General features: G+C 65.0%; 27 protein-coding genes and 1 pseudogene. 20 read left to right on the forward strand and 8 right to left on the reverse strand.

The window, feature by feature from the left end:
• Nucleotides 1-119 precede the first annotated feature (119 nt).
• The 5 genes from ACT4OC_RS31695 to ACT4OC_RS31715 form a co-directional block, all read right to left on the reverse strand.
• Nucleotides 120-1,238: a branched-chain amino acid ABC transporter substrate-binding protein gene (locus tag ACT4OC_RS31695; RefSeq protein WP_444843010.1), complete on the reverse strand. Its 1,119-nt coding sequence runs from the start codon at nt 1,236-1,238 to the stop codon at nt 120-122.
• A 150-nt stretch (nt 1,239-1,388) separates the two neighbouring features.
• Nucleotides 1,389-2,135 (reverse strand): ABC transporter ATP-binding protein, encoded by a 747-nt coding sequence (locus ACT4OC_RS31700; RefSeq protein ID WP_444843011.1) that lies wholly within the window; start codon nt 2,133-2,135, stop codon nt 1,389-1,391.
• Nucleotides 2,132-2,962 (reverse strand): ABC transporter ATP-binding protein, encoded by an 831-nt coding sequence (locus ACT4OC_RS31705; RefSeq protein ID WP_444843012.1) that lies wholly within the window; start codon nt 2,960-2,962, stop codon nt 2,132-2,134. The genes ACT4OC_RS31700 and ACT4OC_RS31705 overlap by 4 nt, the downstream gene beginning before the upstream one ends.
• Nucleotides 2,959-4,272 (reverse strand): high-affinity branched-chain amino acid ABC transporter permease LivM, encoded by a 1,314-nt coding sequence (gene livM / locus ACT4OC_RS31710; protein ID WP_444843034.1) that lies wholly within the window; start codon nt 4,270-4,272, stop codon nt 2,959-2,961. Before livM ends, ACT4OC_RS31705 begins: the two co-directional genes overlap by 4 nt.
• 24 nt (nt 4,273-4,296) lie before the next feature.
• Nucleotides 4,297-5,214 (reverse strand): ABC transporter permease subunit, encoded by a 918-nt coding sequence (locus ACT4OC_RS31715; RefSeq protein WP_444843013.1) that lies wholly within the window; start codon nt 5,212-5,214, stop codon nt 4,297-4,299.
• A 363-nt stretch (nt 5,215-5,577) separates the two neighbouring features.
• Between ACT4OC_RS31715 and ACT4OC_RS31720 the strand changes: the two genes are divergently transcribed.
• Nucleotides 5,578-5,724, forward strand: a complete 147-nt coding sequence (locus ACT4OC_RS31720; protein ID WP_444843014.1) for a hypothetical protein — start codon at nt 5,578-5,580, stop codon at nt 5,722-5,724.
• Between the two features lie 189 nt (nt 5,725-5,913).
• Nucleotides 5,914-6,423 (forward strand): hypothetical protein, encoded by a 510-nt coding sequence (locus ACT4OC_RS31725; protein ID WP_444843015.1) that lies wholly within the window; start codon nt 5,914-5,916, stop codon nt 6,421-6,423.
• A gap of 96 nt (nt 6,424-6,519) precedes the next feature.
• Here the strand turns inward: ACT4OC_RS31725 and pcaD are convergent, their stop codons facing one another.
• Nucleotides 6,520-7,302, reverse strand: coding sequence for a 3-oxoadipate enol-lactonase (gene pcaD, locus ACT4OC_RS31730; RefSeq protein ID WP_444843016.1), 783 nt, complete (start codon nt 7,300-7,302; stop codon nt 6,520-6,522).
• Nucleotides 7,303-7,548: 246 nt separating this feature from the next.
• Here pcaD and ACT4OC_RS31735 point away from each other — a divergent pair, with 246 nt between their 5' ends.
• The 16 genes from ACT4OC_RS31735 (at nt 7,549) to ACT4OC_RS31810 (ending at nt 21,391) form a co-directional block, all read left to right on the forward strand.
• Nucleotides 7,549-7,995 carry an SRPBCC family protein gene (locus tag ACT4OC_RS31735; RefSeq protein WP_444843017.1) on the forward strand — a complete coding sequence of 149 codons (447 nt, stop codon included), beginning with the start codon at nt 7,549-7,551 and terminating at the stop codon, nt 7,993-7,995.
• Between the two features lie 154 nt (nt 7,996-8,149).
• Nucleotides 8,150-8,635 (forward strand): (2Fe-2S)-binding protein, encoded by a 486-nt coding sequence (locus ACT4OC_RS31740; RefSeq protein WP_444843018.1) that lies wholly within the window; start codon nt 8,150-8,152, stop codon nt 8,633-8,635.
• Nucleotides 8,636-8,668: 33 nt separating this feature from the next.
• Nucleotides 8,669-9,475: an FAD binding domain-containing protein gene (locus tag ACT4OC_RS31745; protein WP_444843019.1), complete on the forward strand. Its 807-nt coding sequence runs from the start codon at nt 8,669-8,671 to the stop codon at nt 9,473-9,475.
• A 34-nt stretch (nt 9,476-9,509) separates the two neighbouring features.
• On the forward strand, nt 9,510-10,418 hold the full coding sequence (locus ACT4OC_RS31750; RefSeq protein ID WP_444843020.1) for an AAA family ATPase: 909 nt from the start codon (nt 9,510-9,512) through the stop codon (nt 10,416-10,418).
• Between the two features lie 120 nt (nt 10,419-10,538).
• Entirely contained in the window at nt 10,539-11,747 is a 1,209-nt protein-coding gene (locus ACT4OC_RS31755) for a vWA domain-containing protein (RefSeq protein WP_444843021.1), read from the forward strand.
• 13 nt (nt 11,748-11,760) lie between these two features.
• On the forward strand, nt 11,761-12,084 hold the full coding sequence (locus ACT4OC_RS31760; protein ID WP_291617602.1) for an XdhC family protein: 324 nt from the start codon (nt 11,761-11,763) through the stop codon (nt 12,082-12,084).
• A gap of 2 nt (nt 12,085-12,086) precedes the next feature.
• On the forward strand, nt 12,087-12,788 hold the full coding sequence (locus ACT4OC_RS31765) for an XdhC family protein (protein ID WP_444843022.1): 702 nt from the start codon (nt 12,087-12,089) through the stop codon (nt 12,786-12,788).
• Nucleotides 12,785-14,389: an NTP transferase domain-containing protein gene (locus ACT4OC_RS31770; protein ID WP_444843023.1), complete on the forward strand. Its 1,605-nt coding sequence runs from the start codon at nt 12,785-12,787 to the stop codon at nt 14,387-14,389. The genes ACT4OC_RS31765 and ACT4OC_RS31770 overlap by 4 nt, the downstream gene beginning before the upstream one ends.
• Before the next feature lie 135 nt (nt 14,390-14,524).
• A complete protein-coding gene (locus ACT4OC_RS31775; protein WP_444843035.1) occupies nt 14,525-14,875 on the forward strand; it encodes a DUF4189 domain-containing protein in 351 nt (116 codons plus the stop codon).
• A gap of 33 nt (nt 14,876-14,908) precedes the next feature.
• The gene (locus ACT4OC_RS31780; RefSeq protein WP_444843024.1) at nt 14,909-15,319 is read left to right on the forward strand and encodes a DUF2000 family protein; all 411 of its coding nucleotides are present in this window, start codon (nt 14,909-14,911) and stop codon (nt 15,317-15,319) included.
• 192 nt (nt 15,320-15,511) lie between these two features.
• A complete protein-coding gene (locus ACT4OC_RS31785; protein WP_444843025.1) occupies nt 15,512-16,234 on the forward strand; it encodes a TetR/AcrR family transcriptional regulator in 723 nt (240 codons plus the stop codon).
• Nucleotides 16,231-17,019, forward strand: a complete 789-nt coding sequence (locus ACT4OC_RS31790; RefSeq protein ID WP_444843026.1) for an HlyD family secretion protein — start codon at nt 16,231-16,233, stop codon at nt 17,017-17,019. The genes ACT4OC_RS31785 and ACT4OC_RS31790 overlap by 4 nt, the downstream gene beginning before the upstream one ends.
• The gene (locus ACT4OC_RS31795) at nt 17,016-17,957 is read left to right on the forward strand and encodes an ABC transporter ATP-binding protein (protein ID WP_444843027.1); all 942 of its coding nucleotides are present in this window, start codon (nt 17,016-17,018) and stop codon (nt 17,955-17,957) included. The genes ACT4OC_RS31790 and ACT4OC_RS31795 overlap by 4 nt, the downstream gene beginning before the upstream one ends.
• Complete coding sequence (locus ACT4OC_RS31800) at nt 17,954-19,117, forward strand: ABC transporter permease (protein WP_444843028.1); 1,164 nt, start codon at nt 17,954-17,956, stop codon at nt 19,115-19,117. The genes ACT4OC_RS31795 and ACT4OC_RS31800 overlap by 4 nt, the downstream gene beginning before the upstream one ends.
• A 60-nt stretch (nt 19,118-19,177) precedes the next feature.
• Nucleotides 19,178-20,476, forward strand: coding sequence for an adenylate/guanylate cyclase domain-containing protein (locus ACT4OC_RS31805; protein WP_444843029.1), 1,299 nt, complete (start codon nt 19,178-19,180; stop codon nt 20,474-20,476).
• Between the two features lie 12 nt (nt 20,477-20,488).
• Nucleotides 20,489-21,391: a PhzF family phenazine biosynthesis protein gene (locus tag ACT4OC_RS31810; protein WP_444843030.1), complete on the forward strand. Its 903-nt coding sequence runs from the start codon at nt 20,489-20,491 to the stop codon at nt 21,389-21,391.
• 313 nt (nt 21,392-21,704) lie between these two features.
• Here the strand turns inward: ACT4OC_RS31810 and ACT4OC_RS31815 are convergent.
• Nucleotides 21,705-22,108, reverse strand: a pseudogene (locus ACT4OC_RS31815) (DUF72 domain-containing protein); the annotation flags it as partial.
• A 226-nt stretch (nt 22,109-22,334) separates the two neighbouring features.
• Here ACT4OC_RS31815 and ACT4OC_RS31820 point away from each other — a divergent pair.
• The gene (locus ACT4OC_RS31820; protein ID WP_444843031.1) at nt 22,335-23,612 is read left to right on the forward strand and encodes a CAP domain-containing protein; all 1,278 of its coding nucleotides are present in this window, start codon (nt 22,335-22,337) and stop codon (nt 23,610-23,612) included.
• 56 nt (nt 23,613-23,668) lie between these two features.
• Here ACT4OC_RS31820 and ACT4OC_RS31825 read toward each other — a convergent pair whose 3' ends face one another.
• On the reverse strand, nt 23,669-24,502 hold the full coding sequence (locus tag ACT4OC_RS31825; protein ID WP_444843032.1) for a DUF72 domain-containing protein: 834 nt from the start codon (nt 24,500-24,502) through the stop codon (nt 23,669-23,671).
• 307 nt (nt 24,503-24,809) lie between these two features.
• On the opposite strand from ACT4OC_RS31825, the gene ACT4OC_RS31830 reads away from it, so the two are divergent.
• On the forward strand, nt 24,810-25,004 hold the full coding sequence (locus ACT4OC_RS31830) for a hypothetical protein (protein WP_444843033.1): 195 nt from the start codon (nt 24,810-24,812) through the stop codon (nt 25,002-25,004).
• Nucleotides 25,005-25,420: the final 416 nt, after the last annotated feature.

Genomic DNA, 25,420 nt, shown 5'->3' on the forward strand with positions numbered 1-25,420 from the left:
GGCGGTACAATAATTGTCCCCAAAATTGTCAAAACAACTGAAAATTTACCCGCAACCCGAAACAAAAAACGCCCCGGGCGACGCCGGGGCGTTGAACGTGTCGGTTGAAGCTGAAGGGATCAGGAGCCCTTGGGGTTGATCTCGGTGTAGTTACCCTTGGCGTCCCACTTGTAGACGACGTAGTCGATCACCTTGATGTCGCCCTTGGCGTCGAAGCCTAGCTTGCCGAGCACGGTGTCCCACTCGCCGGCCTTGATGATCTCCATGACCTTCTTCGGGTCGGTGGTCTTCGCCTTGGCTGCCGCTTGTGTCCAGACCTGCATGGCGGCGTAGGTGTAGAGCGTGTAGCCTTCGGGATCGATGCCCTTGGCCTTGAACTTCTCGACGATCGCCTTTGCAGTCGGCTTGTTGCGCGGATCGGGGCCGAAGGTGAACAGGGTGCCTTCCGCGGCGGGCCCGGCGATGGAGGCGAACTCCTTGTCGTTCAAGGCGTCGCCGGCCATCAGCACGGCCTTCAGACCCTGGTCGCGCATCTGGCGCAGGATCAGCCCGGCTTCCTGGTGGTAGCCGCCGACGAACACCAGATCGATGTTGTCGCGCTTCAGGCGCGACACGATCGAGTTAAAGTCCTTGTCGCCCTTGTTGTAGGATTCGAACATCTTCTCCGTGACGCCGGCCTTGTTGAGCGCCTTCTTGGTCTCGTCCGCAAGGCCCTTGCCGTAGGTGGTCTTGTCATTGAGGATGGCGACGTTCTTGCCCTTGAAATTCTTGGCGATGTAGCCGGCGGCGACGAGGCCCTGCTGGTCGTCACGGCCGCAGACGCGCGCCACGTTCCAGAGCTTGCGCTCGGTGAACACGGGGTTGGTCGAGGCGGGCGTGATCTGCAGCACGTTGCCTTCGGCATAGGCTTCGGAGGCCGGGATCGACGACGATGAGCAGAAGTGTCCGGCGACGAAGGGAATCTTGGAGCCGGCGAACTTCTCGGCGACCGAGCGCGCCTGCTTGGGATCGCAGGCATCGTCGCCGACCTGCAGCGCCAGCTTCTTGCCGAGCACGCCGCCGGCGGCATTGATGTCGGACACCGCCATTTCGGCGCCGTTCTTCATCTGCCGGCCGAACGCGGATTCGCCGCCCGTCATCGGGCCTGCAACGGCGATGTTGATGTCCTGGGCCAACGCGCTTGTCGACAGCGCCAGCGACGCGCCCAATGCCAGGCCGATCAGTTTCAGTGATTTCATGGAAGGTCCTCGCGGTGATCGCTACTTTTGTAAGACCCGACGTTCCGCCGGGTCGGTAGATCGGGGGTATTGTCGGCTGATTTTGCCGGGAAGTCATCGGCAATTTTCAGGCAAAAGCACCATCCCTTCGCCTCATCTTGCCGCATGGGGCTAGCCCCGCCGGCCGCCTTCCAGATAGGCGGCGCGGATTTCCGGGCGCTGCAGCAACTCGCCGCCGGTACCCGACAGCGTGATCAGGCCGTTGACCATGACATAGCCGCGATGGGCGAGTTTCAAGGCGTGGTTGGCGTTCTGCTCGACGATCAGCACGGTCAGGCCGTCCTGCCGGTTCAGGTCCCGGATGGCGTCGAAAATCTGCCGGGCAATCAGCGGCGCCAGCCCCAGCGAGGGCTCATCCAGCATCAGAAGGCGCGGCCGGCTCATCAAGGCGCGCCCGATCGCCAGCATCTGTTGCTCGCCGCCCGACAGTGTTCCGCCGCGCTGGGTCATGCGCTCCTTCAGGCGCGGGAACAGGGCGAAGACGCGTTCCAGACCCGCCGCACGGTCGGCTTCGCTGCAGTCGGTGGCATCGGCGCCCATCTGCAGGTTTTCCGCCACGCTCATGCGCGGGAAGATGCGGCGGCCCTCCGGCGACTGCGCGATGCGCAGGCGCGCGATCTCGTGGGTGGGCACGTGGGTGATGTCGTGGCCGTCATATTCAATGCGGCCCTCCTTGGCGCGAGGCCGCCCGAAGATCGTCATCATCAGCGTCGACTTGCCGGCGCCGTTGGCTCCGATCAGGGCGACGATCTCGCCCGGATTGATCTCGATATCGACGCCCTTGAGCGCCTCGATCTTGCCATAGGCGGCGCGCAGCCCGCGGACGGCGAGGAGAGGCGTGGCATGGGCCGCACTCACCGGTCGCTCTCCATCACGGCGATGGCTTCCTGCTCGTCGGCGCCGAGATAGGCGGCGATCACCTTGGGGTCGTCGCGCACGTGCTGCGGCGTGCCCTCGGCGATCTTGACGCCGTAGTCCATCACCACGACGTGGTCGGAAATCTCCATCACGACCGACATGTCGTGCTCGATCAGGAGGATCGAGGTCCCGTGCTCGCCGCGGATCGACAGCAGCAGCTCGCTCAGCGCGCCGCTCTCGCGGGCGTTCAGGCCCGCGGCAGGCTCGTCGAGGCACAGCAGGGCAGGTTCCGTGCACATCGCGCGCGCGATCTCGAGCCGGCGCTGGTCGCCATAGGGCAGGTTGCCCGCGGCATCGTCGGCGCGATCGATGAGCCCCACGCGCTTCAGCCAGACCGTCGCAAGATCGATCGCGCGCGCTTCCGCTTCGCGCCAGGTCGGCGCGCCGATCAGGCCGAGGAAGGTGAGGCCCGAGGCGCGCATCAACGTGTTGTGCTGGGCGACCATCAGGTTCTCCAGCGCCGTCATGCCGGGAAACAGGCGGATGTTCTGGAAGGTGCGGGCGACCTTGGCCTGCTTGGAGATGCGGAAATCGTTCAGCCGCTCCAGCGCAAACCCCGCGCCGTCGTCATGGGTGAGGCGGATGGCGCCCGAGGTCGGCTTGTAGAAGCCGGTGATGCAGTTGAACACGGTGGTCTTGCCGGCCCCGTTCGGCCCGATCAGCGCAGTGATCTTGCGCCGTTCGGCGGTGAACGACAGCTCGTTGACGGCGACGATGCCGCCGAAGCGCATCGACAGGCGATCGACGGCAAGGATCTTCTCGCTCATCCGTGTCCCTCCTTGACGAGGTCGGAGGAGATCGCCTGGTTCTTTTCCAGAAACACGGTCGGCGCGCGATGGCCGACGAGGCCGCGCGGCCGCCAGATCATCAGGAGCACCATGGCAAAGCCGAACACCAGCATGCGGTACTGGTCGAGCCCGCGGAACAGCTCGAAGCCGCCGATCATGGCAACCGCCGCCAGCACGACGCCGAGCTGCGAGCCCATGCCGCCGAGCACGACGATGGCGAGCACCAGTGCCGATTCATGGAAGGTGAAGGATTCCGGGCTGATGAAGCCCTGTCGTGTCGCGAAGAACGCGCCGGCAAAGCCGCCGAACATCGCGCCGATGGCAAACGCGGAGAGCTTCGTCGTGGTGATGTTGATGCCCAGCGCGCGGCAGGCGACTTCATCCTCGCGCAGCGCCTCCCAGGCGCGACCGATCGGCAGCCGGCGCAGGCGGATGGTCACCCAGTTGGTCAGCAGCGCCAGCGCCAGGATCAGGTAGAACAGGAATACGACGCGGTGGGTCGGGGAGAACTCGATGCCGAGCATGGCGGCGAACCCGTCATCGCCGGGCGTCAGGGGAATGCCGAAGAAGGTCGGCCGCGGAATGCCGGTCACGCCATTCGGCCCGCCGGTCAGGCTCTGCCAGTTGATCAGGACGAGGCGGATGATCTCGCCGAAGGCGAGCGTGACGATGGCGAGATAGTCGCCGCGCAGACGCAGCACGGGGAAGCCGAGCAGCACGCCCCAGAACGCGGCGAGGATTCCCGCCAGCGGCAGGCAGATCCAGAACGACAGGCCGAAATTGGTCGCCAGCAGCGCGTAGGAATAGGCGCCGACCGCATAGAAGGCGACGTAGCCGAGATCGAGCAGGCCGGCGAGGCCGACCACCACGTTCAGGCCCCACCCGAGCATCACATAGGTGAGAACGAGAATGGCGAGGTCGAGAATATAGCGCTGGTCGTAAAAGATGACCGGGACGAGGAAGGCGAAGACGAGCAGCGCCGGCCCCAGCCAGCCTCCGACAAAGTCCGTCAGGGTCTTCAGCCACCCTGGAACGAGCCTGTCGGCGCCGGCCGGGCCGATCCATTGCCGCATCAATTCGATGACGATGCTGCCGCCGAACACGGCGGCGACGATGGCGGCAAGATCGCCGAAGCGCGTCCAGTAGACCAGGAGTCCTTCCGGCCCCGCCTCGGTGCGCACGCCGATCATCAGCGAGAACAGCACCAGCGCCACCAGCGCGCTGAGCACGGCTTTCTTGAGGATGAACGCGCCCCCGGAAGTGCGTGCGGCAGGCTTGGGGGCGGGCAGCGGTGCGCTCACGCGGCCGATCCGTCAGACTTTTTCGACTTCGGGCCGGCCGAGCAGGCCGGTCGGAAGGAAGATCAGGACCACGATGAGAATCGAGAACGCTGCGACGTCCTTGTATTCGACGGAGAAATAGGCCGACCAGAAGGTCTCGATCAACCCGATCAGGAGTCCGCCGAGCATGGCGCCGGGCAGCGAGCCGATGCCGCCGAGCACCGCGGCGGTGAAGGCCTTGATGCCTGCGACGAAGCCCATGAAGAAGTCGACCAGGCCGTAATAGAGCAGGTACATCATGCCGGCGACGGCGGCGAGCGCCGCGCCGACCACGAACGTAAAGGAGATGGTGCGGTCGACGTCGACGCCGAGTAGCGCTGCCATGGTCTGGTCCTGCTCGCAGGCGCGCATGTCGCGTCCGAGCCGTGTCCGCGACACGATCCAGGTGAACAGCGCGAGCAGCACCACGGTGGCGGCGACGACGATGATCTGGATGTTGGAGAGCTGCACGTTGAAGCCGCTGGCGCCTTCATGCAGCGTATAGCCGCCGGTGATGATCGGCGGCACCGGTTTCACCCGCGCGCCCTGCGCCACCTGCGAGAAATTGGTGAGGATGAAGGACATGCCGATGGCCGAAAGCATCGGCGCCAGGCGGAACGAATGCCGCAGCGGCCGGTAGGCGATGCGCTCCACCGTCCAGCCGTACAGCGCCGTCATCGCCATCGCGACCAGGAGCACGATCAGCAAGATGAGCGGCACGGCGGTCAGCCCGAACGAGACCAGCAGCAGGAATGTGATGAGGGCGATGAAGCCGCCGATCATGAAGATGTCGCCATGGGCGAAATTGATCATGCCGACGATGCCATAGACCATGGTGTAGCCGATGGCGATCAGGCCGTAGATCGAGCCGAGGACGAGGCCGTTGATGAGTTGCTGGGCGAAATAATCCATGCGCTGCCGCTTGGGCCTATCCGATCAGGATCGGAAAGGCTCCGCTTTGTTGACGCGTTTTCTTCACGCGAACCGGTCCCCACTTCGCTTGAAAACGCTACGGAGAAGCGACGCGGCAAGGGCCCCCGGCAGCCTTTGAACGACGCGTCCCGGAGTTTTCTAACAGCGGGAACCGGGGGCGGCAACAGCAGCCCCTGCGGCTTAAGGGCTTGTACAGAGGTAGTTTCGGGATTGCGGTTCCCCGGTCATGATCCCGCCAGAGCGCTGCCGCGGAATGACCGGAGGGAACCCATCCGCGTGCCGCAACCGACATCGCCGGATCCCCGTTGCCTCCGCGTCAAGGTCAAACGAGGGAGAACCGGCATGACCAATCCGAACCAGAACCCTGGCCAGCAGAACCAGAACCCGGGTCAGAAGCCCGGCCAACAGCAGCAAGGCGGCGGCCAGAAGCCCGGCCAGCAACAGCAGGACCCGGGCCGTCAGAGGCAAATGCCCGACCAGGACCGCTAGTTGCGGATTGACGTTCAGGTGAAGCCCCGCCGCAAGGCGGGGCTTTCTCTTGACCTTCGGCCCGACCGCACCGCCGGGCGGGATTAAGGTAAACAAAGGGTTTAAATTGCCGCTCGCAGTTTAAGGGCGTTACGTCCTTCCCAAACCGCCGCACCTGTCCTGGCGCAGGCGGAGACAACGGGAAGCGACATGTCAAACTGGCGGATCGGCTCGATCAACGGCGCGCTGCTTGCGGCTTATTTCATCCCGGTGTGGGGCGCGATTTCCTACAACATCATGTTCGCGCCGGTACATGCGCTCTACGAGCAGCCGAACATCTCGGCCGCATTGTTCGTCAGCGACCACCTCAATATGGCCGGCACGAATCTCGTGCGCGTTGCCTGGCTGCTGGCCCTCGGCCGCTTTGCGGCGCTCGCCTTCTTCGTGGTGTTCCTCGCCTTGCTGTGCTGGCCGTCCACGCGCAAGAACGGCGCCTGCGATGAGGCGTTGGGCATCGCGCTTGCGATCGGCAGCCTGATCAGTTTTGCCTGCATGGTGATGGCTTCGCAGGTTGGCGAGACCGGTGCGCTGCGGCTGCACGCGACGGAATTGCTGCTTATGCTCGGCACGGCGATCGTGCTGGTATTCGATCGGCCGGCGCAGAAGACGGCAGCGGCGAGCGATGCCCTTCAGCATCCTCAATTTGCGGATCATCGATAACAGGGGAGCTCCCCGTCATTGCTGGGAGCTAAGCGGCGAGCAATCCATCTATCCCCTCGGGGCAGGTGGATTGCTTCGCGCGCAATGACGGAAGAATCAGCGCTGTGTCAGGAAACCGACCACCGCATCGGTGAAGGCGTGCGGCTGCTCGACGTTCGAGATGTGCGCGGCGTCCAGAATCGTCATGCTGGCCCCGGGAATGCGGCTGCGCATGAATTCGCCGGCCGCCACCGTCGTGCCCATGTCATAGCGTCCGGCGATGACGAGCGTCGGGCTTTTGATGTTCGGCAGCAGCTCGCGCTGGTCCAGCGTGCTCAGCGCCTCGCAGCAGGCGAGATAGCCCTTGACCGGCGTCGCCAGCAGCATCGCCTTCAGGTTCGCTGCCGCCTGCGGCACGCGCTCGCGAAAATCGGCGGTCAGCCAGCCGGCGATGACGGTGTCGGCAATGGCGGCAAGCCCGCCTTCGGTCACTGCCTTGATGCGGTTGTGCCAGTTGGTGGGATCGGGAAAGTGGCAGGTGGTGTTGGCGAGGACGATCTTGCCCATTCGCTCCGGCGCGTTCGCGCCGAGCCACTGGCCGACCATGCCGCCCATCGACAGCCCGCACCAGTGCACTTTCTCGATGTTGAGATCGTCGAGGATGGCCAGCACGTCCTTGCCGAACCGCTGCATGGAGTAGGGACCATCCGGCACCTGCGACTTGCCGTGGCCGCGGCGATCGTAGCGAACCACGCGGAACACCTGGGTGAGCGCCTTCATCTGCGGCTCCCACATCTGCAGGGTACAGCCCAGCGAGTTCGACAGCATCAGGGTCGGTCCGCCGTCGCGGCCTTCCACGGAGACGTTGAGCAGACAGCCGTCGGCGTCGATCATGGGCATGGCGGTATTCCTCGTCGTGCGCGGCGCGCGTCGTGCCGGGGGCTATGACGGCGAAAGATTCGGCGCAAGCATGCGCCATCCTCGCATACCGCGCCATCCCGGCTCGCGGCCAGCCGTCCACAAGGAATCACCGGGCTTTATTGCACTTGCGAGTTTGCTGAGAGCGCCCTCGCGCCAGCAGGGTCTTTTCTTTGGCGCGCCCGTGCTCTACTTGGGGGAACGGTGACGGTGATCCAGGAGGCCCCCATGGCGATGACAATGACCGGCGAAGTCCAGCTTCCGGCGACCCGCCAGGCTGTGTGGGACAAGCTCAACGATCCCGAAGTGTTGAAGGCCTGCATTCCCGGCTGCGAGGAGCTGGAGAAGACCGACGAGCACGGCTTCCGCGCCATCGCCAAGATGAAGGTCGGCCCTGTCTCGGCGCGCTTCAAGGGCAAGGTCACCTTGAGCGATCTCGACCCGCCGAACGGCTACAAGATCTCGGGCGAAGGCGAGGGCGGCGTAGCCGGCTTTGCCAAGGGCGGCGCCACCGTGGCGCTGGCGGACAAGGATGGCGGCACGCTGCTCAGCTACAACGTCGAGGCCCAGATCGGCGGCAAGCTGGCGCAGCTCGGCCAGCGCCTGATCAACGGCGCGGCCAAGAAACTGGCCGACGAATTCTTCGCCAATTTCGCCAAGGCGGTGCAGGGTTAGCCCCGCCTGACGACTACCAAAGTCATATCAAGCCATGTCCCAGACGGGTGGCTCGAAAGGTTGCCCATTGCCGGACTGACCCATATTATCCGCCCCGAAATGCCCTAAACCGTCTGTTTTGCCGCGCTGCGGCAAGACAGACCAGAGAGTACTGATGGCCAAAATCTCCCTCATCGTGAACGGCAATCCCGTCAACGCCAATGTCGACCCCCGCACGCTGCTGGTCCAGTTCCTGCGCGAGAATCTGCGCCTGACCGGCACCCATGTCGGCTGCGACACCTCGCAGTGCGGTGCCTGCGTCGTGCATCTCGACGGCAAGGCGGTGAAGTCCTGCACCACGCTTGCGGTGATGGCCGACGGCCACGAGGTGAAGACCATCGAGGGGCTGGCGCCGGACGGTGCGCCGTTGCACCCGATGCAGGAAGCCTTCCGCGAGCATCACGGCCTGCAGTGCGGCTTCTGCACGCCCGGCATGATCATGACCGCCGTGGACATCGTCCACCGCAAGGGCCACGACCTCTCGGATGAAGTCATTCGCGAGGAGCTGGAAGGCAATCTCTGCCGCTGCACCGGCTACCAGAACATCGTCGTGTCGATCGCCGCCGGCGCCAAGGCGATGGCGAAATCGGACCGCGCCTAAACTTTTCATCGCGACCGCGATCGGGAAATCCTCATGTACGAATTCAAATATCATCGTCCGGCAACCGTTCGACAGGCCGCAAACCTTTTGGCCAAGAACGAGGACGCAAAGGTCATCGCCGGCGGCCACACGCTGGTGCCCGTCATGAAGCAGCGGCTCGCAAGCCCGCCGCATCTGGTGGACATCTCCCACGTCGAGGGTCTCGACGCGATCGAGATGAAGGGCCGTTCGCTGGTGATCGGCGCGACCGCGACGCATGCCGATGTCGCCGCCTCCGCGACCGTGCGCGAGGCGATTCCGGCGCTCGCCGAGCTTGCCGGCATGATCGGTGACCCCGCCGTTCGCCACAAGGGCACCATCGGTGGCTCGCTCGCCAATAACGATCCGACCGCGGACTATCCGGCCGCCGTAATGGCGCTAGATGCCACCATCGTCACCAACAAGCGCCGCCTGAAGGCCGAGGAGTTCTTCCAGGGCCTGTTCACCACCGCGCTCGAGCCGGACGAGATCATCACCAGGGTGATGTTCCCGCTGGCGAAAAAGGCGGCCTACGTCAAATTCCGCAACCAGGCTTCGCGCTATGCGCTGGTCGGTGTGTTCGCGGCCAAGCGGCCGGCGGACGTGCGCGTCGCTGTAACCGGCGCGGGCTCCAACGGCGTGTTCCGCCTGACCGCGTTCGAGGAAGCCTTGAAGAAGCGCTTCTCGCACAAGGTGCTCGACGGGCTTACGGTATCCGCCGAGGGCCTGAACAGCGACCTGCACGGCAGCGCGGAGTATCGCGCCCACCTGATCGGCGTGCTGACACGCCGCGCGGTGCAGGCGGCGACCGACCGCGAGTGACGACAACGTTTCGTGTTCTGAGATTGGCGGTCCCATGAGTGCATCGGCGCCCCCCAAATCCGTCGATGCGATGCTGGAGCTCCTGACATCGCGCGGCTACTTCGCCGAGCGGTCGCTGGCGACGGTGGCCTATCTGTCGCTGCGCATGGGCCGGCCGCTGTTCCTGGAAGGCGAGGCTGGCGTCGGCAAGACCGAGATCGCAAAGGTGCTGGCCGCAGCTCTCGGCCGCAACCTGATCCGCCTGCAATGCTACGAGGGCCTCGACGTCTCCTCCGCGGTCTACGAGTGGAACAGCGCCGCGCAGATGATCGCGATCCGGCTGTCGGAAGCCGCCGGCGAGACCGACCGCGAGCAATTGTCGTCGGACATCTTTGCCGAGCGCTATCTGATCAAGCGGGCTCTGTTGCAGGCGCTGGAGCCGGATGTGGCGGGCGCGCCGGTGCTCCTGATCGACGAGCTCGACCGCGCCGACGAGGCGTTCGAGGCGTATCTGCTCGAAATCCTCTCCGACTTCCAGGTCACCATCCCCGAATTCGGCACGGTGAAGGCGCCGCATCCGCCGATCGTCATCATCACCTCCAACCGCACCCGCGAGATTCACGATGCGCTGAAGCGCCGCTGTCTCTATCACTGGGTCGACTATCCCTCTGCCGAGCGCGAGCTTGCGATCGTCAAGAGCCGTGTGCCCGGCATCTCGGCAAAGCTCTCGCAGCAGGTGGTGCGTTTCGTCCAGGCGCTGCGCGACCAGGATTTCTACAAGTCGCCGGGCGTCGCCGAGACCATCGACTGGGCCACCGCGCTCACGGAGCTCGACGCCCGCTCGCTGACCCCGCAGGTGGTGGGCGACACCCTCGGCGCGCTGTTGAAATACCAGGACGATATCGCGCGCATGCAGGGCGATGGCCTGCAGAAGGTTTTGAAGGAAGCGACCAGCGAGAATTGACTTGCTGTCATTCCGGGGTGACGCGACAGCGTCGAACTATGGGGCGCAATTGCGCCCCTGAGAATCTCGAGATTCCGGGTCTGGTCCTTCGGACCATCCCGGAATGACAACGGGACAGAGATGCCGAGCTCGATCGACCACCTCAATCCGCCCACCGGCAACATGGCCGACAACGTCGTCGGCTTCGCCCGCGCGTTACGCGCCGCCGGTCTGCCGGTTGGCCCGGGCTCCATCATCGACGCCATGAACGCGCTGCAGGCGATCGAGATCGGCAACCGCGCCGACGTCTACACCACGTTGGAAGCCATCTTCGTCAAGCGCCACGAGCATGTGCTGATCTTCAGGCAGGCCTTCGAGCTGTTCTTCCGCGCCGCCGACGAATGGAAGCACATGCTGGATTCCGTGCCGCTGCCGGATCACGCCAAGAAGAAGCCGCCGCCGGCCGCGCGTCGCGTGCAGGAGGCGATGGCGCAGCCGGCGATGCGCGAGGAGATGCCGCAGGCGCAGGAGCAGGAATTGCGGCTCTCGGTCTCCGACAGGGAAATCCTGCAGAAGAAAGACTTTGCCCAGATGAGCGCGGCCGAGATCGCGCAAGTGGTCCGCGCAATCGCCAGGATGAAGCTGCCGCAGGCCGAACTCGTGACCCGCCGTCACCAGCCTGATCCGCGCGGACTTCGCATCGACATGCGCCGCACCATCCGTCGCAGCCTGCGCACGTCAGGCGAGATCATCGACATCCGCAAGCTCGGTCGGATCGAGAAGCCCGCGCCCATCGTGGCGCTGCTCGATATTTCGGGATCGATGAGCGAGTACACCCGCCTGTTCCTGCATTTCCTCCATGCCATCACCGACGCCCGCAAGCGCGTTTCGGTATTCCTGTTCGGCACGCGCCTCACCAACGTGACGCGGGCGCTGCGTGCCAAGGACCCCGACGAGGCGCTGGCGAGTTGTTCGCAGGCCGTGGAGGACTGGGCGGGCGGCACCCGGATCGCCACCTCGCTCCATACCTTCAACAAGCTGTGGGCGCGCCGCGTGCTGGGGCAGGGCGCCATCGTGCTGCTGATTTCCGACGGGCTGGAGCGCGAGGCCGACGACAAGCTGGCCTTCGAGATGGACCGGCTGCACCGCTCCTGCCGCCGGCTGATCTGGCTCAACCCGCTGCTGCGCTTTGGCGGATTCGAGGCCAAGGCGCAGGGCATCAAAATGATGCTGCCGCACGTTGACGAATTCCGCCCGGTGCATAGCTTGAGTTCGATCGAAGGGCTGGTCGAGGCGCTGTCGGCGCCGCCGCCGCCGCACCATCGCAGCCTGATCCGCTCCGTAGCCTGAACGAGGTGTTGTCATGCTCAACCGCGACGAGGACATCCTCAAAGCCGCAGAGGACTGGCAGAAGGCCGGCCATGGCGTTGCGCTCGCCACCGTCGTCGAGACCTGGGGCTCGGCGCCGCGTCCGGCCGGCTCGAGCCTGGTCATCAACGACGACGGTACGTTCCTGGGCTCGGTTTCCGGCGGCTGCGTCGAGGGCGCCGTCGTCACCGAGGCGCTGGACGTGATCGCCAGCGGCAAGCCCAAGATGCTGGAATTCGGCGTCGCCGACGAGACAGCATGGAACGTCGGACTGTCCTGCGGCGGCACGATCCGCGTCTTTGTCGAAAAGGTTGGATAGCCGTGAAGATCGAGATCCTGAAGGAATTGAACGCCGAACGCGCCGCGCGCCGTCCGGTGATCGTGGTCACGGATACAACCAGCGGCGAGCAGCGGCTGGTCAAGGCCAGGGACATCGCTGCCGATCCCTTGCGCGCCGAACTGTCCAAGCAGCTGCGCATGGGCAAGAGCGGCAATGTCGAGGTCGCCGGCAAGAAGCTGTTCCTCAATGTCTACGCGCCGACCGCCAAGCTTGTTATCGTCGGCGCGGTCCATATCAGCCAGGCGCTGGCGCCGCTGGCGCGCGCGCTGGACTACGACGTCACCATCGTCGATCCGCGTACGGCCTTCGCCAGCCCCGAGCGATTCCCCGACGTCCCGCTGATCGCCGAGTGGCCCGACGTGGCGTTGCCGCCGCTCAACGTCGATCACTACACCGCGTTCGTTGCGGTGACGCACGATCCGAAGATTGACGATCCGGCGCTGCTGCATGCGTTCGCGAAGGACTGCTTCTATATTGGCGCGCTCGGCTCGCGGAAAACGCATGCCAAGCGGGCGGAGCGGCTGCGGGCGCAGGGCGCTTCCGAAGCCGACATCGCCCGTGTCCACGCGCCGATCGGGCTGGACATCGGCGCGGTGTCGCCGTCGGAGATCGCGGTCTCCATCATGGCCGAGATCACGGCGCAGCTGCGCCTGCCGCCCAAGGAAAAAGAACAGGCGGCATGAAGTTCGGCCCTGCCAGTCCGAAAGACGCGATCGGTGGCGTGACCGTGCACACGCTGCGACAAGGCGCGCTGGTGCTGAAGAAGGGCACGACGATTGGCACTGCGGAAGTCGCGGCGCTCGAGAAGGCCGGCGTCAAGGAGATCGTCGTCGTCCGTTTGGAGCCGGGCGACGTCTCCGAAGACGTTGCCGCCGCCGGCATCGCGCGGGCTGTGGCGGGCGACGGCGTCAATGTCGAGCGCGCCTTTACCGGACGATCCAATCTGTTCGCCGCGCGCGCGGGCGTGCTGGTGATCGATCGTGCCGCGGTGGACCGCATCAATGGCGTCGATGAGGCGATCACGCTTGCGACCCTGCCGGCCTTCAAGCCCGTCGTCGAAGGCGAGATGATCGCGACGGTGAAATTGATTCCGTTCGGCGTGGAAGGGAAGCTGCGCGATGCGGCCATGGCGGTGGCGGGCAAGGATACGCTGCGCGTCGCGCCCTATGTCATCAGGAAGGTCGGCGTGGTCTCGACCCAGCTGCCGGGGCTCGCGCCGAAAGTGATCGACAAGACGCTGCGCGTCACGGCCGAGCGGCTGGCGCCGGCCGGTGCTTCGATCATTGCCGAGCGCCGCGTGCCGCACGACGAGACCGTGCTCGCCGCGTCGATCAAGGAATTGCTTGGCCTCGGCGCCGAGCTCGTCATCGTATTCGGTGCTTCCGCGATCGCCGACCGCCGCGACGTCATTCCGGCGGCGATCACCGACATCGGCGGCGCCATCGAGCATTTCGGCATGCCGGTCGATCCCGGCAATCTCCTCTTGATCGGCAGCGCCGGTGGGGTGCCGGTGCTGGGCGCGCCAGGCTGCGCGCGCTCGCCGGTCGAAAATGGCTTCGACTGGGTGCTGATGCGGCTGCTTGCCGGCCTCAAGGTGACGCGCGCCGACCTCACCGGCATGGGCGTCGGTGGCCTGTTGATGGAAATCGTCACGCGCGGGCAGCCGCGCAGCGTCCCCGACACCGAGGGGAGCCGGAACGTCTCGGCGATCGTGCTCGCCGCCGGCCGTTCGACCCGGATGGGCGGGCCGAACAAGCTGCTTGCCGAGCTCAACGGCAGGAAGCTGGTGCGGATCGTGGCCGAGCAGGCGCTGGCCTCGAAGGCGGCGGAAGTCATCGTCGTCACCGGCCATCAGGCCGAATTGGTCGAGCAGGCGCTCGCCGGGCTGAACGTGAGATTCGTTCGCAATCCCGACTTCGCCGGCGGGCTCGCAAGCTCGGTGAAGGCCGGCATCGCGGCCGCATCCGAGAAGGCCGACGGCGCGATCGTCTGTCTCGGTGACATGCCGCTGATCGATGCGCAGCTGATCGACCGGCTGATCGATGCGTTCGAGCCCGACCGCGGCCATCTCATCACCGTGCCGGTCGCCGAGGGGCGGCGCGGCAATCCCGTGCTGTGGTCGCGCCGCTTCTTCAAGGAATTGATGACGCTCGACGGCGATATCGGTGCGCGGCATCTCATTGCCAAGCATGCCGAGGCGGTGACCGAAGTCCCGGTGGAGGGCGACAGCGCTTTCCTCGACATCGATACGCCGCAAGGCCTGGAAGCCGCGCGGCGCGTCTAACCCGCTACGACCGTCTCCTTTCAACTTTCCGTTCACCAACTGGAAACGTCCCCGCCTTAGATTCGCCCCCGTATTGCCTCGGGGGAGGGGATTTTGATCGTTTCGACGGCGAGGGCTCAGCGGCGCGCGCTTCTCATTCTGGCGCTGACCTTGCTGCTGGTCGCCTCGCGCTTCATCACCGAATCCTGGGCCGCCGGTGCCATCGCCGTCGGCAAATGCGGCGCCTATGGCCAGGCCTATGACTATCCGGGCGAGGATGCGGCGCGCACCGCGGCGCTGAAGCAATGCAAGGGCCGGTGCACCGCCGTCACCATGAAGCGCGCGTGCGCGGCGCTGGCGATCGACCTGAAAAATCCCTGCGGCGCGCACGGCTACGCCGTGAAGCCAAAAATTTCCTCCTCGCTCAATGCCGCCACCCGCAAGTGCTACGAGTTCGGCGGCAAGGAATGCGTGATCCGCGCCTGGGCCTGTGACGCCAGGGGATGACGACCGGCCGCCGTCCTGGCTAAGCTCTCTTCCATGCAGTTCGACACCAAGATCGCGGTGGTAATCCGGACCGATCTGGAAGCGTGGCAGAAGCTCAATGTCGCGTCTTTCCTGACCAGCGGTATCGCTGCGAGATTCCCCGAATGTGTCGGCGAGCCTTACGAAGATGGCTCGGGCACGAAATATCTCTCGCTGATCGGCCAGCCGATCCTGATCTACGGCGCGGACGGTCGGGCGCTGTCGCGGGCATTGGAGCGCGCGCTGGCGCGCAATGTGACGTCCGCGGTCTATACCGAGGACATGTTCAGGACCACGCATGACGCCGCCAACCGCGAGGCGGTGAGGGCAGTTGCCCGCGCCGATCTCAACCTCGTCGGCATCGCCATGCGCGCCGAGCGCAAGGTGATCGACAAGATCGTCGATGGATTGAAGTTTCACGGCTAGCCGGCCGACGCGCCTGGCGCGACCGCATGGCGCGGCTGGGCGGCTTTCGCTCGCTGAAGGCAAGGCCGAGCACCGGTAGGCCAGGCGCGCCGACAATCTACCCTTACCTAAACACCGCTCACATCGATGTGACACCTGAACTGACGCTGCTTCGTTGACTATGACTGACCAGTCAGTCATATTATATTCTCCATGATCAAAGCACGTACCAAAGCCCAAGCCCGCTCCAAACCCGCCCGCCGCCGCGTCGCGAGCAGGGCGGCCCGCGCCAGCGACCCCAAGGTGGTCTCGGCGGAGCTGCCGCTCATCAAGCTGAACCGCGCCGAGCGCGCGGCTGAGCGGCGGCAGGCGATCATCGAGGCCGCGATGGAGGAATTCATCTCGCGCGGCTTCGCCGCCACGCGGCTCGACGACATTGCCAGGCGCGCGGGCGTCGCCAAGGGCACGATCTACCTGCACTTCAAGGACAAGGAATCCATGTTCGAGGAATTGATCCGCACCGCGATCGTGCCGGTGGTCGGCCGCGTGCTCGGCCCGCCCCCGGCAGGCGCGTCGGTGCGCGACGCGCTCGAGGCCTTTGCGCTCACCTTCATCAAGGAAGTCGCGACCACGCGGCGCGCCGATCTCGTGAGGTTGATCGTGGCCGAAGGGCCGCGCTTCCCGGCGATCACCGATTTCTATTACCGCGAGGTGGTCTCCAAGGGCCTCGCCGGCATGCGGGCGATGATCGAGCTCGGCATTGCGCGCGGCGAGATCAAGAACAAGGGCCTCGCGAAGTATCCGCAAATCGTGGTGGCCCCGGCGCTGATCGCCGTGATCTGGCAGAGCCTGTTCGCAAAGCATGCGCCGCTCGATGCGATCGAGATGTTTCGCACTCATCTCGATCTGATCTTCGGCGAACGGAGGACGACATGACTTCGTCGCTGACGACGACAAGGCTTTTCGCTGCGCTGGCGCTGGCGGCGGTTCTCGCCGGCTGCAACGACAAGCGCGATCCCGGCTTCCAGGGCTGGGTCGAGGCCGACATGATCTTCGTCAGCCCAGACGAAAGCGGCCGCGTGACCAAGCTCACCGTCCGCGAGGGCGACGAGGTGAAGGTCGGCCAGATGATCTACTCGGTCGACGACGATCTGCAGCAGGCCGACCTCAACCAGAACAAGGCGACGCTCGCCAACGCGCAGCAGACCTATGACCGCGCTTCGTCCCTCAGCCGGACCGGCTCGGGCACACAGGCGAGCCTCGATTCCGCGGTCTCCGCGCTGCGTGTGGCGGAGGCGCGGGTGAACACGTCGGAAACGCGGCTGGCCCGGCGCAAGGGCTTTGCACCGGTGGCCGGCACCATCCAGCAGATCTATTTCCGCGAGGGCGAGATGGTCGCGGCGCAACGGCCGGTGCTGTCGATTATGCCGCCGGGCAACATGAAGATCCGCTTCTTCGTGCCGGAGACCGAGCTGCCGAAGCTCGCCATCGGCGACGAGGTGAAGGTGACCTGCGACAATTGCGCGGCCGACCTCACGGCCAGGATCTACTTCATCGCCACCACGGCGGAATACACCCCGCCGGTGATCTACAGCCTCGATGAGCGCCACAAGCTCGTCTACCTGATCCAGGCGCGGCCCGCGCGGCCCGATGCGCTGCGCGTCGGGCAGCCGGTCAGCGTCTATCTCAACGCTCCCACGCCAGTTGCGGCCAAACGATGAACAGCGTCTCACCATCCGCCCCCGACATTGCCATCGATGTGAAGGGGCTGACGAAATCGTTCGGCGGCCGCACTGTCGTGCAGGACCTGTCGATGCAGGTCCGCCGCGGCTCGATCTACGGCTTCCTCGGCCCCAACGGCTCGGGCAAGACCACGACCATCCGCATGCTCTGCGGCCTGTTGACGCCCGACAGCGGCACCGGCACCTGCCTCGGCTACGACATCCGCCGCGACGCCGACAAGATCAAGCTGCGCGTCGGCTACATGACGCAACGCTTCTCGCTCTACCAGGACCTCTCGGTGCGCGAGAACCTCGAATTCGTGGGGCGGCTCTACGGCATTCCCGACGCGCGCGGCGCAGCGCGCGACATGATCGACCGCCTCGGCCTTTCCGGCCGCGAGGAGCAGCTCGCGGGCGAGCTCTCCGGCGGCTGGAAGCAGCGCCTTGCGCTCGGCGCCTGCACGCTGCCGAGCCCGCAATTGCTGCTGCTCGACGAGCCGACCGCCGGCGTCGATCCCAAGGCGCGGCGCGATTTCTGGAACGAGATCCACGCGCTCGCCGCCGAGGGCCTGACCGTGCTGGTCTCCACCCATTACATGGACGAGGCCGAGCGCTGTCACGAGATCGCCTATATCGCCTACGGCAATTTGCTGGCGCACGGCACCGTCGAGGAGGTGATCGCGCATTCGGCGCTCTCGACCTGGAACGTCACCGGCGACCTCAACGGCCTTGCCGCCGAGCTCACCGGCAAGCCCGGCATCGACATGGTCGCCCCGTTCGGCACCTCGCTGCACGTCTCCGGCCGCGACCAGGCGGCGCTGGAAGCCAGCATCGCGCCGTATCGCGAGCAGGCCAAATGGCACTGGCAGAAGAGCGAGCCGTCGCTGGAAGACGTCTTCATCGACCTGATGAACCGCTCCAAGGACAATTTCCAATGAGCATCGTTGCATCATCCGGACAACCCCGCGAGGTCAGGGACATCTTCGGTTTCTGGCGGCGCAGCTATGCCATGCTGCTGAAGGAGTTCATCCAGCTCCGCCGCGACCGCGTCTCGTTCGCGATGATCGTGATGATCCCGGTGATGCAGCTGCTTCTGTTCGGCTATGCCATCAACACCACGCCGCGCAATCTGCCGAGCGCAGTGCTGCTGCAGGAGGATTCCGACCTCGGCCGCTCGATCCTCAAGGCGATGGAGAACACCGCCTATTTCCGCTTCACCCGCGAGGTGCACACCGTCGAGGAGTTCGACGAGCTGCTGCAATCCGGCAAGGTGCTGTTCGGCGTCGAAATCCCCCGCGGTTTCGAGCGCGCGGTGCGGCGCGGCGACAGGCCGGCGCTGCTGGTGGCGGCCGATGCAACCGACCCCGTCGCCGCGGGCTCGGCGCTCGGCACGCTCGGTAGCCTGGTGCAGACCGCGCTGCAGCACGATTTGCATACCGGCGATCCCCCGAACATGCCGTTCGAGATCAGGGCGCATGCCCGCTATAACCCCGCGGCTTCCTCGCGGCTCAACATCGTGCCGGGCCTGGTCGGCACCATCCTGACCATGACCATGCTGATCTTCACCGCGCTGTCGGTGACGCGCGAGATCGAGCGCGGCACCATGGAGAGCCTGCTGTCGATGCCGATCAAGCCGGTCGAGGTGATGTTCGGCAAGATCATTCCCTATGTGCTGGTGGGTTTCATCCAGGCCACCCTGATCATCGGCATCGGCGTGCTGCTGTTCGGCGTGCCGATTCTCGGCAGCGTGGCGATGCTCGCGGTGCTGACGACGCTGTTCATCACCACCAACCTCTCGATCGGTTACACCTTCTCCACCATCGTGCAGAACCAGCTGCAGGCGATGCAGCTCTCGATGATGTTCTTCCTGCCGAGCATTCTGTTGTCCGGCTTCATGTTTCCGTTCGCGGGCATGCCGGTCTGGGCGCAATATCTCGGCGAGGGCCTGCCGCTGACGCATTACATCCGCATCGTCCGCGCCATCCTGCTGAAGGGGGCCACCGTCGCGAACGTGCAGTACGACGCGATTGCACTGATTGCCCTGATGTTGCTCGCGATGACGATCGCGGTTACACGTTTCCGCCGCACGCTGGACTGAGGCGAAAACGCCCGGTGCAATCGGCGTTTCGTTCGGAGCAATTCGACCAGAGAAGCAACAATGCTTGTTTTCACGCCATGGGGAGGCAAGAAGCGCGAGGCGGCGTCCTCCGACTTCGACTTTGCGCTCACCCAGGAAATCCTGCGCACCGAGCTGATTCGGATCAAGGCGCTGATGGGCACCGCGGCGTTCCTCGGGGCGTTGCTCTGGACCGTCTATCTCATTGCGCCCGACACGCTGGGCAGGGTGTGGATGGGGCATCTCAAGCCCATTTATCTCTATTCGGTCCTGGTCCCCTTCATCCTGTTCGAACTGTGGGTCCACGCCGTCATCAGCCGGCATATCGACCTCCACCACGACGTCCCGAAATTCCGCCGCTACCTCGGCGCCCTGATCGAAACCTCGATGCCGACCATCGCGCTGGCGCTGCACATGGACGCCATGGGCTCGGTGCAGGCGCTCGGCTTCGTGGTGCCGATGACCTATTTCATCTTCATCATTCTCTCGACGTTGCGCCTGGACTTCTGGCTGTCGACCTTCACCGGCTTCGTCGCCGCGGCCGAATTGCTCGCGATGGCGATGCTCTATCATCCCGATCCGCCGCCGGACCTGTTCTATAATTCCGCGCGCAGCACGATCCTGCTGGTCTGCGGCCTGCTGGCGGGAGCGGTCGGCATGCAGCTGCGCCGGCAGTTCGAGGCGAGCATCAAGGCCGCCACCGCGCGCGACCGCATCACCAACCTGTTCGGCCAGCACGTCTCGCCGCAGGTGGTCGAGCGGCTGATGCTGGAAGGCAAGGGCGCCGAGAGCGACATCCGGCGCGTCGCGGTGATGTTCGTGGATTTCCGCAGCTTCACGGCCGGAGCGCGCGATCGCTCGCCGCAGGAGGTGGTGGACCGCCTCGACGGCGCCTTTGCGATATTGGTGGATATTCTCGACCGCCACGGCGGCATCGTGAACAAGTTCCTCGGCGACGGCTTTCTCGCGCTGTTCGGTGCGCCGCTCGAGGCGCCGGACCCCGCGCATCGCGCGGTGGCGGCGGCCCGCGAGATGCTGGAAGCCAACGACCGCGTCAACAAGGCGACCCAGTGGCCGCTGCGCATCGGCATCGGCGTGCATATCGGCGAGGTCGTCGCCGGCAGCATCGGCTCGCCGCGCCGCAAGGAATACACCGTGATCGGCGACACCGTGAATTTCGCGGCGCGCATCGAGGCGCTCAACAAGGACTTCAACTCGCAGTTCCTGATCTCGCAGGCGGTACGCGATGCGCTTGGCGATGCGTGCAAGGACGCAGTGGCGCTCGGCGAGGTGGCGATCCGCGGATACGACCGCCCGATGGCGGTGTGGCAGTTGGGATAGGGAGTGTTTTGCATGCAGCGGCGTTACATCACCGTCGACGTCTTCACCGACCGCGCCTTCGGCGGCAATCCGCTCGCCGTCGTGCTCGATGCCGAGGGACTGTCGACCGAACAGATGCAGGCGATCGCCACCGAGTTCAACTATTCGGAGACGACCTTCGTGCTGCCGCCGGCCAATAGCGCCAACGACGCCAATGTGCGCATCTTCACGGTGCGCTCGGAGTTGCCGTTCGCCGGGCATCCCAATGTCGGCACCGCCTTCGTGCTGGCGAGCCGGGCGGCAACGCCGCCGGCGCGGCTGCAGTTCGAGGAGAAGGCAGGGCTGGTGCCGGTCGAGATTCTGACGGCGCAGGGCAGGGTGGTCGGCTCGGAGTTCGCGGCGCCCCAGCCGCTGAAAAAAGGGGCGATTGTCGATGCCGGGGAAGCGGCGGCCATCCTGTCGCTGTCGGCCTCCGACATCACAACGGATCGCCATCCGCCGCAGATCGCGTCGGTCGGTTTGCCATTCCTGATCGTGGAGGTCGCCTCACGCGAAGCGCTCGCGCGAGCGAAACCGGAAGCGGCGGCTTTCTGGAGGACGCTGCCTGCCGTCGGCGCCGATGCGGTCTATTTCTACACCCGCGAGGTCCCGGCATCGGAGCAGCCCCTCGACCTGCAGGCGCGCATGTTCCATCCCGGCGCCGCCGGCCTGTCCGAGGATCCAGCCACCGGCAGCGCCACAGCCGCCGCCGCGGCCTTCCTTGCCGATCTCGACGCAGTGCGCGACGGCGAAGTGCGCTTACGCATCGGACAGGGCTATGACATGGGCCGGCCGAGCCTGTTGCTGACGCGCGTGATCAAGAGGGACGGCGCGGTGCTCTCAACGCATGTCGGCGGCAATTGCGTGCAGATGATGGAAGGGACGTTGCGAGGGTAGACTCGTAGGGTGGGCAAAGGCGCCCTTGCGCCGAGCCCACCATATGCGCCCCGCGAGCAAGTCGGCGATTGCGCGCGGTGACGTCGTCGCGGCGTCCGGGTGTCCCGGACGCGGTGCAGCACGAAGTGCTGCTCCGCAGAGCCGGGACCCATCTCGCCACAAGGAAGGTGTGGGCCCCGGCTCAGCAGCGCACCGCTTCGCGCTGCGCTGCGTCCGGGGCACGAGACCCGGCGTTTTTGTTTTGACGCGTTTTCCTTACACGAACCGGTCCCCACCCCGCATCAAGTGCGGGGATGGCTTTCGCTTGAAAACGCTATGCCTTCACCCGCTCGATCAGCTCCATCGCGCCGTGGGGCGCGCGCACCTTGCCTTCGTGGATGACGTAGGCGAAGACGTCGCGCGGCATCTTCTTCGGCCTGGCCTTGTCGACCTTCGGCAGGTCGTCGGGCTCGCCGCCACCGGCCCATGCCTCGAAACGCTCCGCCCAGGCGTCGAGCTGTTTCGGCGGATAGCAGGTCTCGATCTCGTCATTGCCCTTTTGTAGCCGGGCATAGACGAAGTCGCTGGCGACATCGGCGATCGCCGGATACTTGCCGTGCTCCGCGAACACCACCGGCGTCTCGAACCGGCGGATCAGTCGACGAATTCCGGCACGCAAAAACTGTCGTGGCGGACCTCGACGACATGGCGGAGCGCACGGCCGTCGAGCTTGCGTGGCGCAGCGCGCGGCGGCTGCACTTGTACGAAGGGCCGGCGACAGCAACCGTCATTACCGTGCATATAGCCGGACCATTGCTCAAAATGGTCACGATTGGGTCAAGCACAAATCACACTCGACCAATAGCCACGAGATCAGATCGATCGGGGACGGTCTTTCAAAAAGTTCATCAGTGCAACTGCGAGGACCCAGTCTATGGCGCAGCCGAGTGCGTATGAGCAATACTTGCTTGAACTGATCAATGCCGAACGCGCCAAGGTTGGCGCGCAGCCGCTGGCCTTCGACGGCGATCTCAATGAGGCCGCTGAAGGCCACAGCCAGTGGATGATCGGAACAGACACGTTCTCGCATACGGGCTCGGGCGGTTCAAGCGCGGGTCAGCGCATGACCGCTGCCGGCTACTCGTTCACCGGATCGTGGGCCTGGGGTGAGAACATCGCGTGGGCAACGACGCGATCGCCCACCGGGCTGCAGGACGAGGTGCTGCTGCTGCACACAAGCCTGATGAATTCGTCCGGTCATCGCACCAACATCCTCAATGACAATTATCGAGAAGTCGGACTTGGCCTTGAGGTGGGTGATTACGGCGGCCGCGAAGGGGCGTTCCTCACCGAGGATTTCGCGCGTTCCGGCTCGGGCGTGTTCCTCACTGGTGTCGCGTTCGACGACAAGGATGGCGATCGATTCTATGACGTGGGCGAGGGGCTCGGCGGCCTGACGCTGACCGCGGTGAGCAGCACTGGCGCGACCTACACCACGAATACATACGGCTCAGGCGGCTACGATCTCGTGCTGCCGCCGGCGACCTACACGGTCACGTTCTCAGGGGCGGGCATTGAAACTACGAGCATGCAGACGACAGTCGGCAGTAAGAACGTCAAGCTCGACCTGATCGATCCCGCCATGAGCGGCACCCAGCCTCCGCCGGCGGAGCCGCCGCCGCCCTCGTCGAACGTGATCGCCGGCACGGCATCAAGCGAGACGCTGAACGGCACGGCAGGCGCCGATACGATTCTGGGTCTCGGCGGCGACGATCGCCTCTACGGGCGGGAAGGCAATGACCGGCTCGAGGGCGGCACCGGGAGAGATTACCTGTTCGCCAGCACTGGAGACGACACGCTGCTCGGCGATAGCGGGAACGATTACCTGTATGGCGGGCTCGGCCGCGATGTCCTGACGGGGGGCGTGGGGCAAGACAGCTTCGTCTTCGATACGACTCTTGGCGCTTCGAACATCGATCAGATCACGGACTTCTCGGTCGTGGACGACACGATACGGCTGGACAACGCCGTCTTCACGAAGTTCAGCTGGAACGGCACGATGTCCTCTTCGGCATTCTACATCGGAGCGGCAGCACACGATTCGACCGACCGGATCATCTACGACAGCAGCACCGGCGCGCTCAGCTACGATCCGGACGGAACAGGCTCGGCGGCCGCAGTCCAGTTTGCCGAGCTCTCGCCCGATCTGGCGCTCACCTATCGTGATTTCCTGATTGTCTAGTGCTTCGCCGGCTTCTGCCATGCATCCGCGAGGACCCACTTGTCGGTAGGTGCTGATCACTTCACCCGCTCGATCAGCTCCATCGCGCCGTGGGGCGCGCTCACCTTGCCTTCGTGGATGACGTAGGCGAAGACGTCGCGCGGCAACTTCTTCGGCGTGGTCTTGTCGACCTTGGGCAGGTCATCCGGCTCGCTGCCGCCGGCCCAGGCCTGCAAGCGCCCGGCCCAGGCGTCGAGCTGTTTCGGCGGATAGCAGGTCTCGATCTCGTCATTGCCCTTTTGTAGCCGGGCATAGACGAAGTCGCTGGCGACATCGGCGATCGCCGGATATTTGCCGTGCTCTGCGAACACCACCGGCGTCTCGAACCGGCGGATCAAGTCGACGAATTCGGGCACGCAAAAGCTGTCGTGGCGGACCTCGACGACATGGCGGAGCGCACGGCCTTCGAGCTTGCGCGGCAGCAGCTCGAGGAACTTGCCGAAATCGGCGCCGTCGAACTTTTTCGTCGGCGCGAATTGCCAGAGCACGGGACCGAGGCGGTCGCGCAATTCCAGCACGCCGGAATCGTAGAAGCGCTTGATGGAGTCGCCGGCTTCCGCGAGCACGCGGCGGTTGGTGGCAAAGCGCGGGCCCTTCACGGAGAATACGAAGCCGTCGGGAACCTCGCTCGCCCATTTGCGAAAACTCTCCGGCTTCTGCGAGCCGTAGTAGGTGCCGTTGATCTCGATCGAGGTCAGCTTCGAGGCGGCGTAGGACAATTCCTTCGCCTGCGCGAGTTTCTCCGGATAGAACACGCCGCGCCACGGCTCGAAGGTCCAGCCGCCGACGCCGATATAGATATTGCCGCGCTTGGCATCCTTCTTCGCGGCGCTTTTCGGGGATTTGGTCACGGGAGACTCCGGATGAGAGCGCGGGCGCTGGCCCCACGTTCAGCCGTCAAGCCCCGCGCATGCGGGGCATCCAGTACGCCGGGGCTTATGCGGTGAATTGCTGGCATCTCGGTTTACTGGATCGCCCGCCTTCGCGGGCGATGACATAAGGGGGCGGGGAGCGAAGGCGGCGCAAAGCCTAGTCAAATCGCCGGCGATTGACCAGTTGACGCCTGCCGCCAATTCCCGTGCCGCGTGCCGGAGCCTATTCCTCTGCCGCGCGCTTCCGTGATATCAATCCGCCACCAGCGATAAGGACTTTCGCGTTATGGATTCTCAGTCGATTGCGGGCATTCTGGGCGGCATCATTGCGGCCGTCGTTCTGGTGGTGGCGTTTGCGTATGGACCGATCGGGCCGTTCGGCAAGGCGGCCAAGCCCGCTGCTACCCCGGCGGCGCAGACGGCGCCGGCACCCGCTGCGCCCGGACCCCGCGGGCCGGTGATCAAGGAAGTGCCGAATTAGCCGAAAAAGGCGTCCGTCCGCCCCCTTGCGGATTGAACCGGGCGTTCCTATCTAGCTTCTAATGGCGACGTCGAGCTTGAAAGCAGTTCCGGCGCCTAGACGACCACGAAACGGCTGCGCCGGATGTACGCGCGCCTCATTTCGTGGTCGTTGTCATTTGTGGGCCAGCTCTTCGGCGGACTCCATTCACTTCTCTCTTGGGAGAGGTGAAGCGCGGCCTGCATGGTTCGAGACGCGCCGCACGCGGCGCTCCTCACCATGACGGTCCAGGATTTCGCCGTGGAGAAAGCCTCATCCTCTTATGTCCCAAGTCAAGAGGCCAGACATGACGAATAGTTTCTCCCGGCATTGCGGGAGGGATGTGAGTTGAGATGATCGTGCAAGGGTGGAAGCAGAACCCAGAGACGTCGGTCAAC

It is taken from the genome of Bradyrhizobium sp., assembly GCF_052389815.1.
Taxonomy (GTDB): Bacteria; Pseudomonadota; Alphaproteobacteria; order Rhizobiales; family Xanthobacteraceae; genus Bradyrhizobium.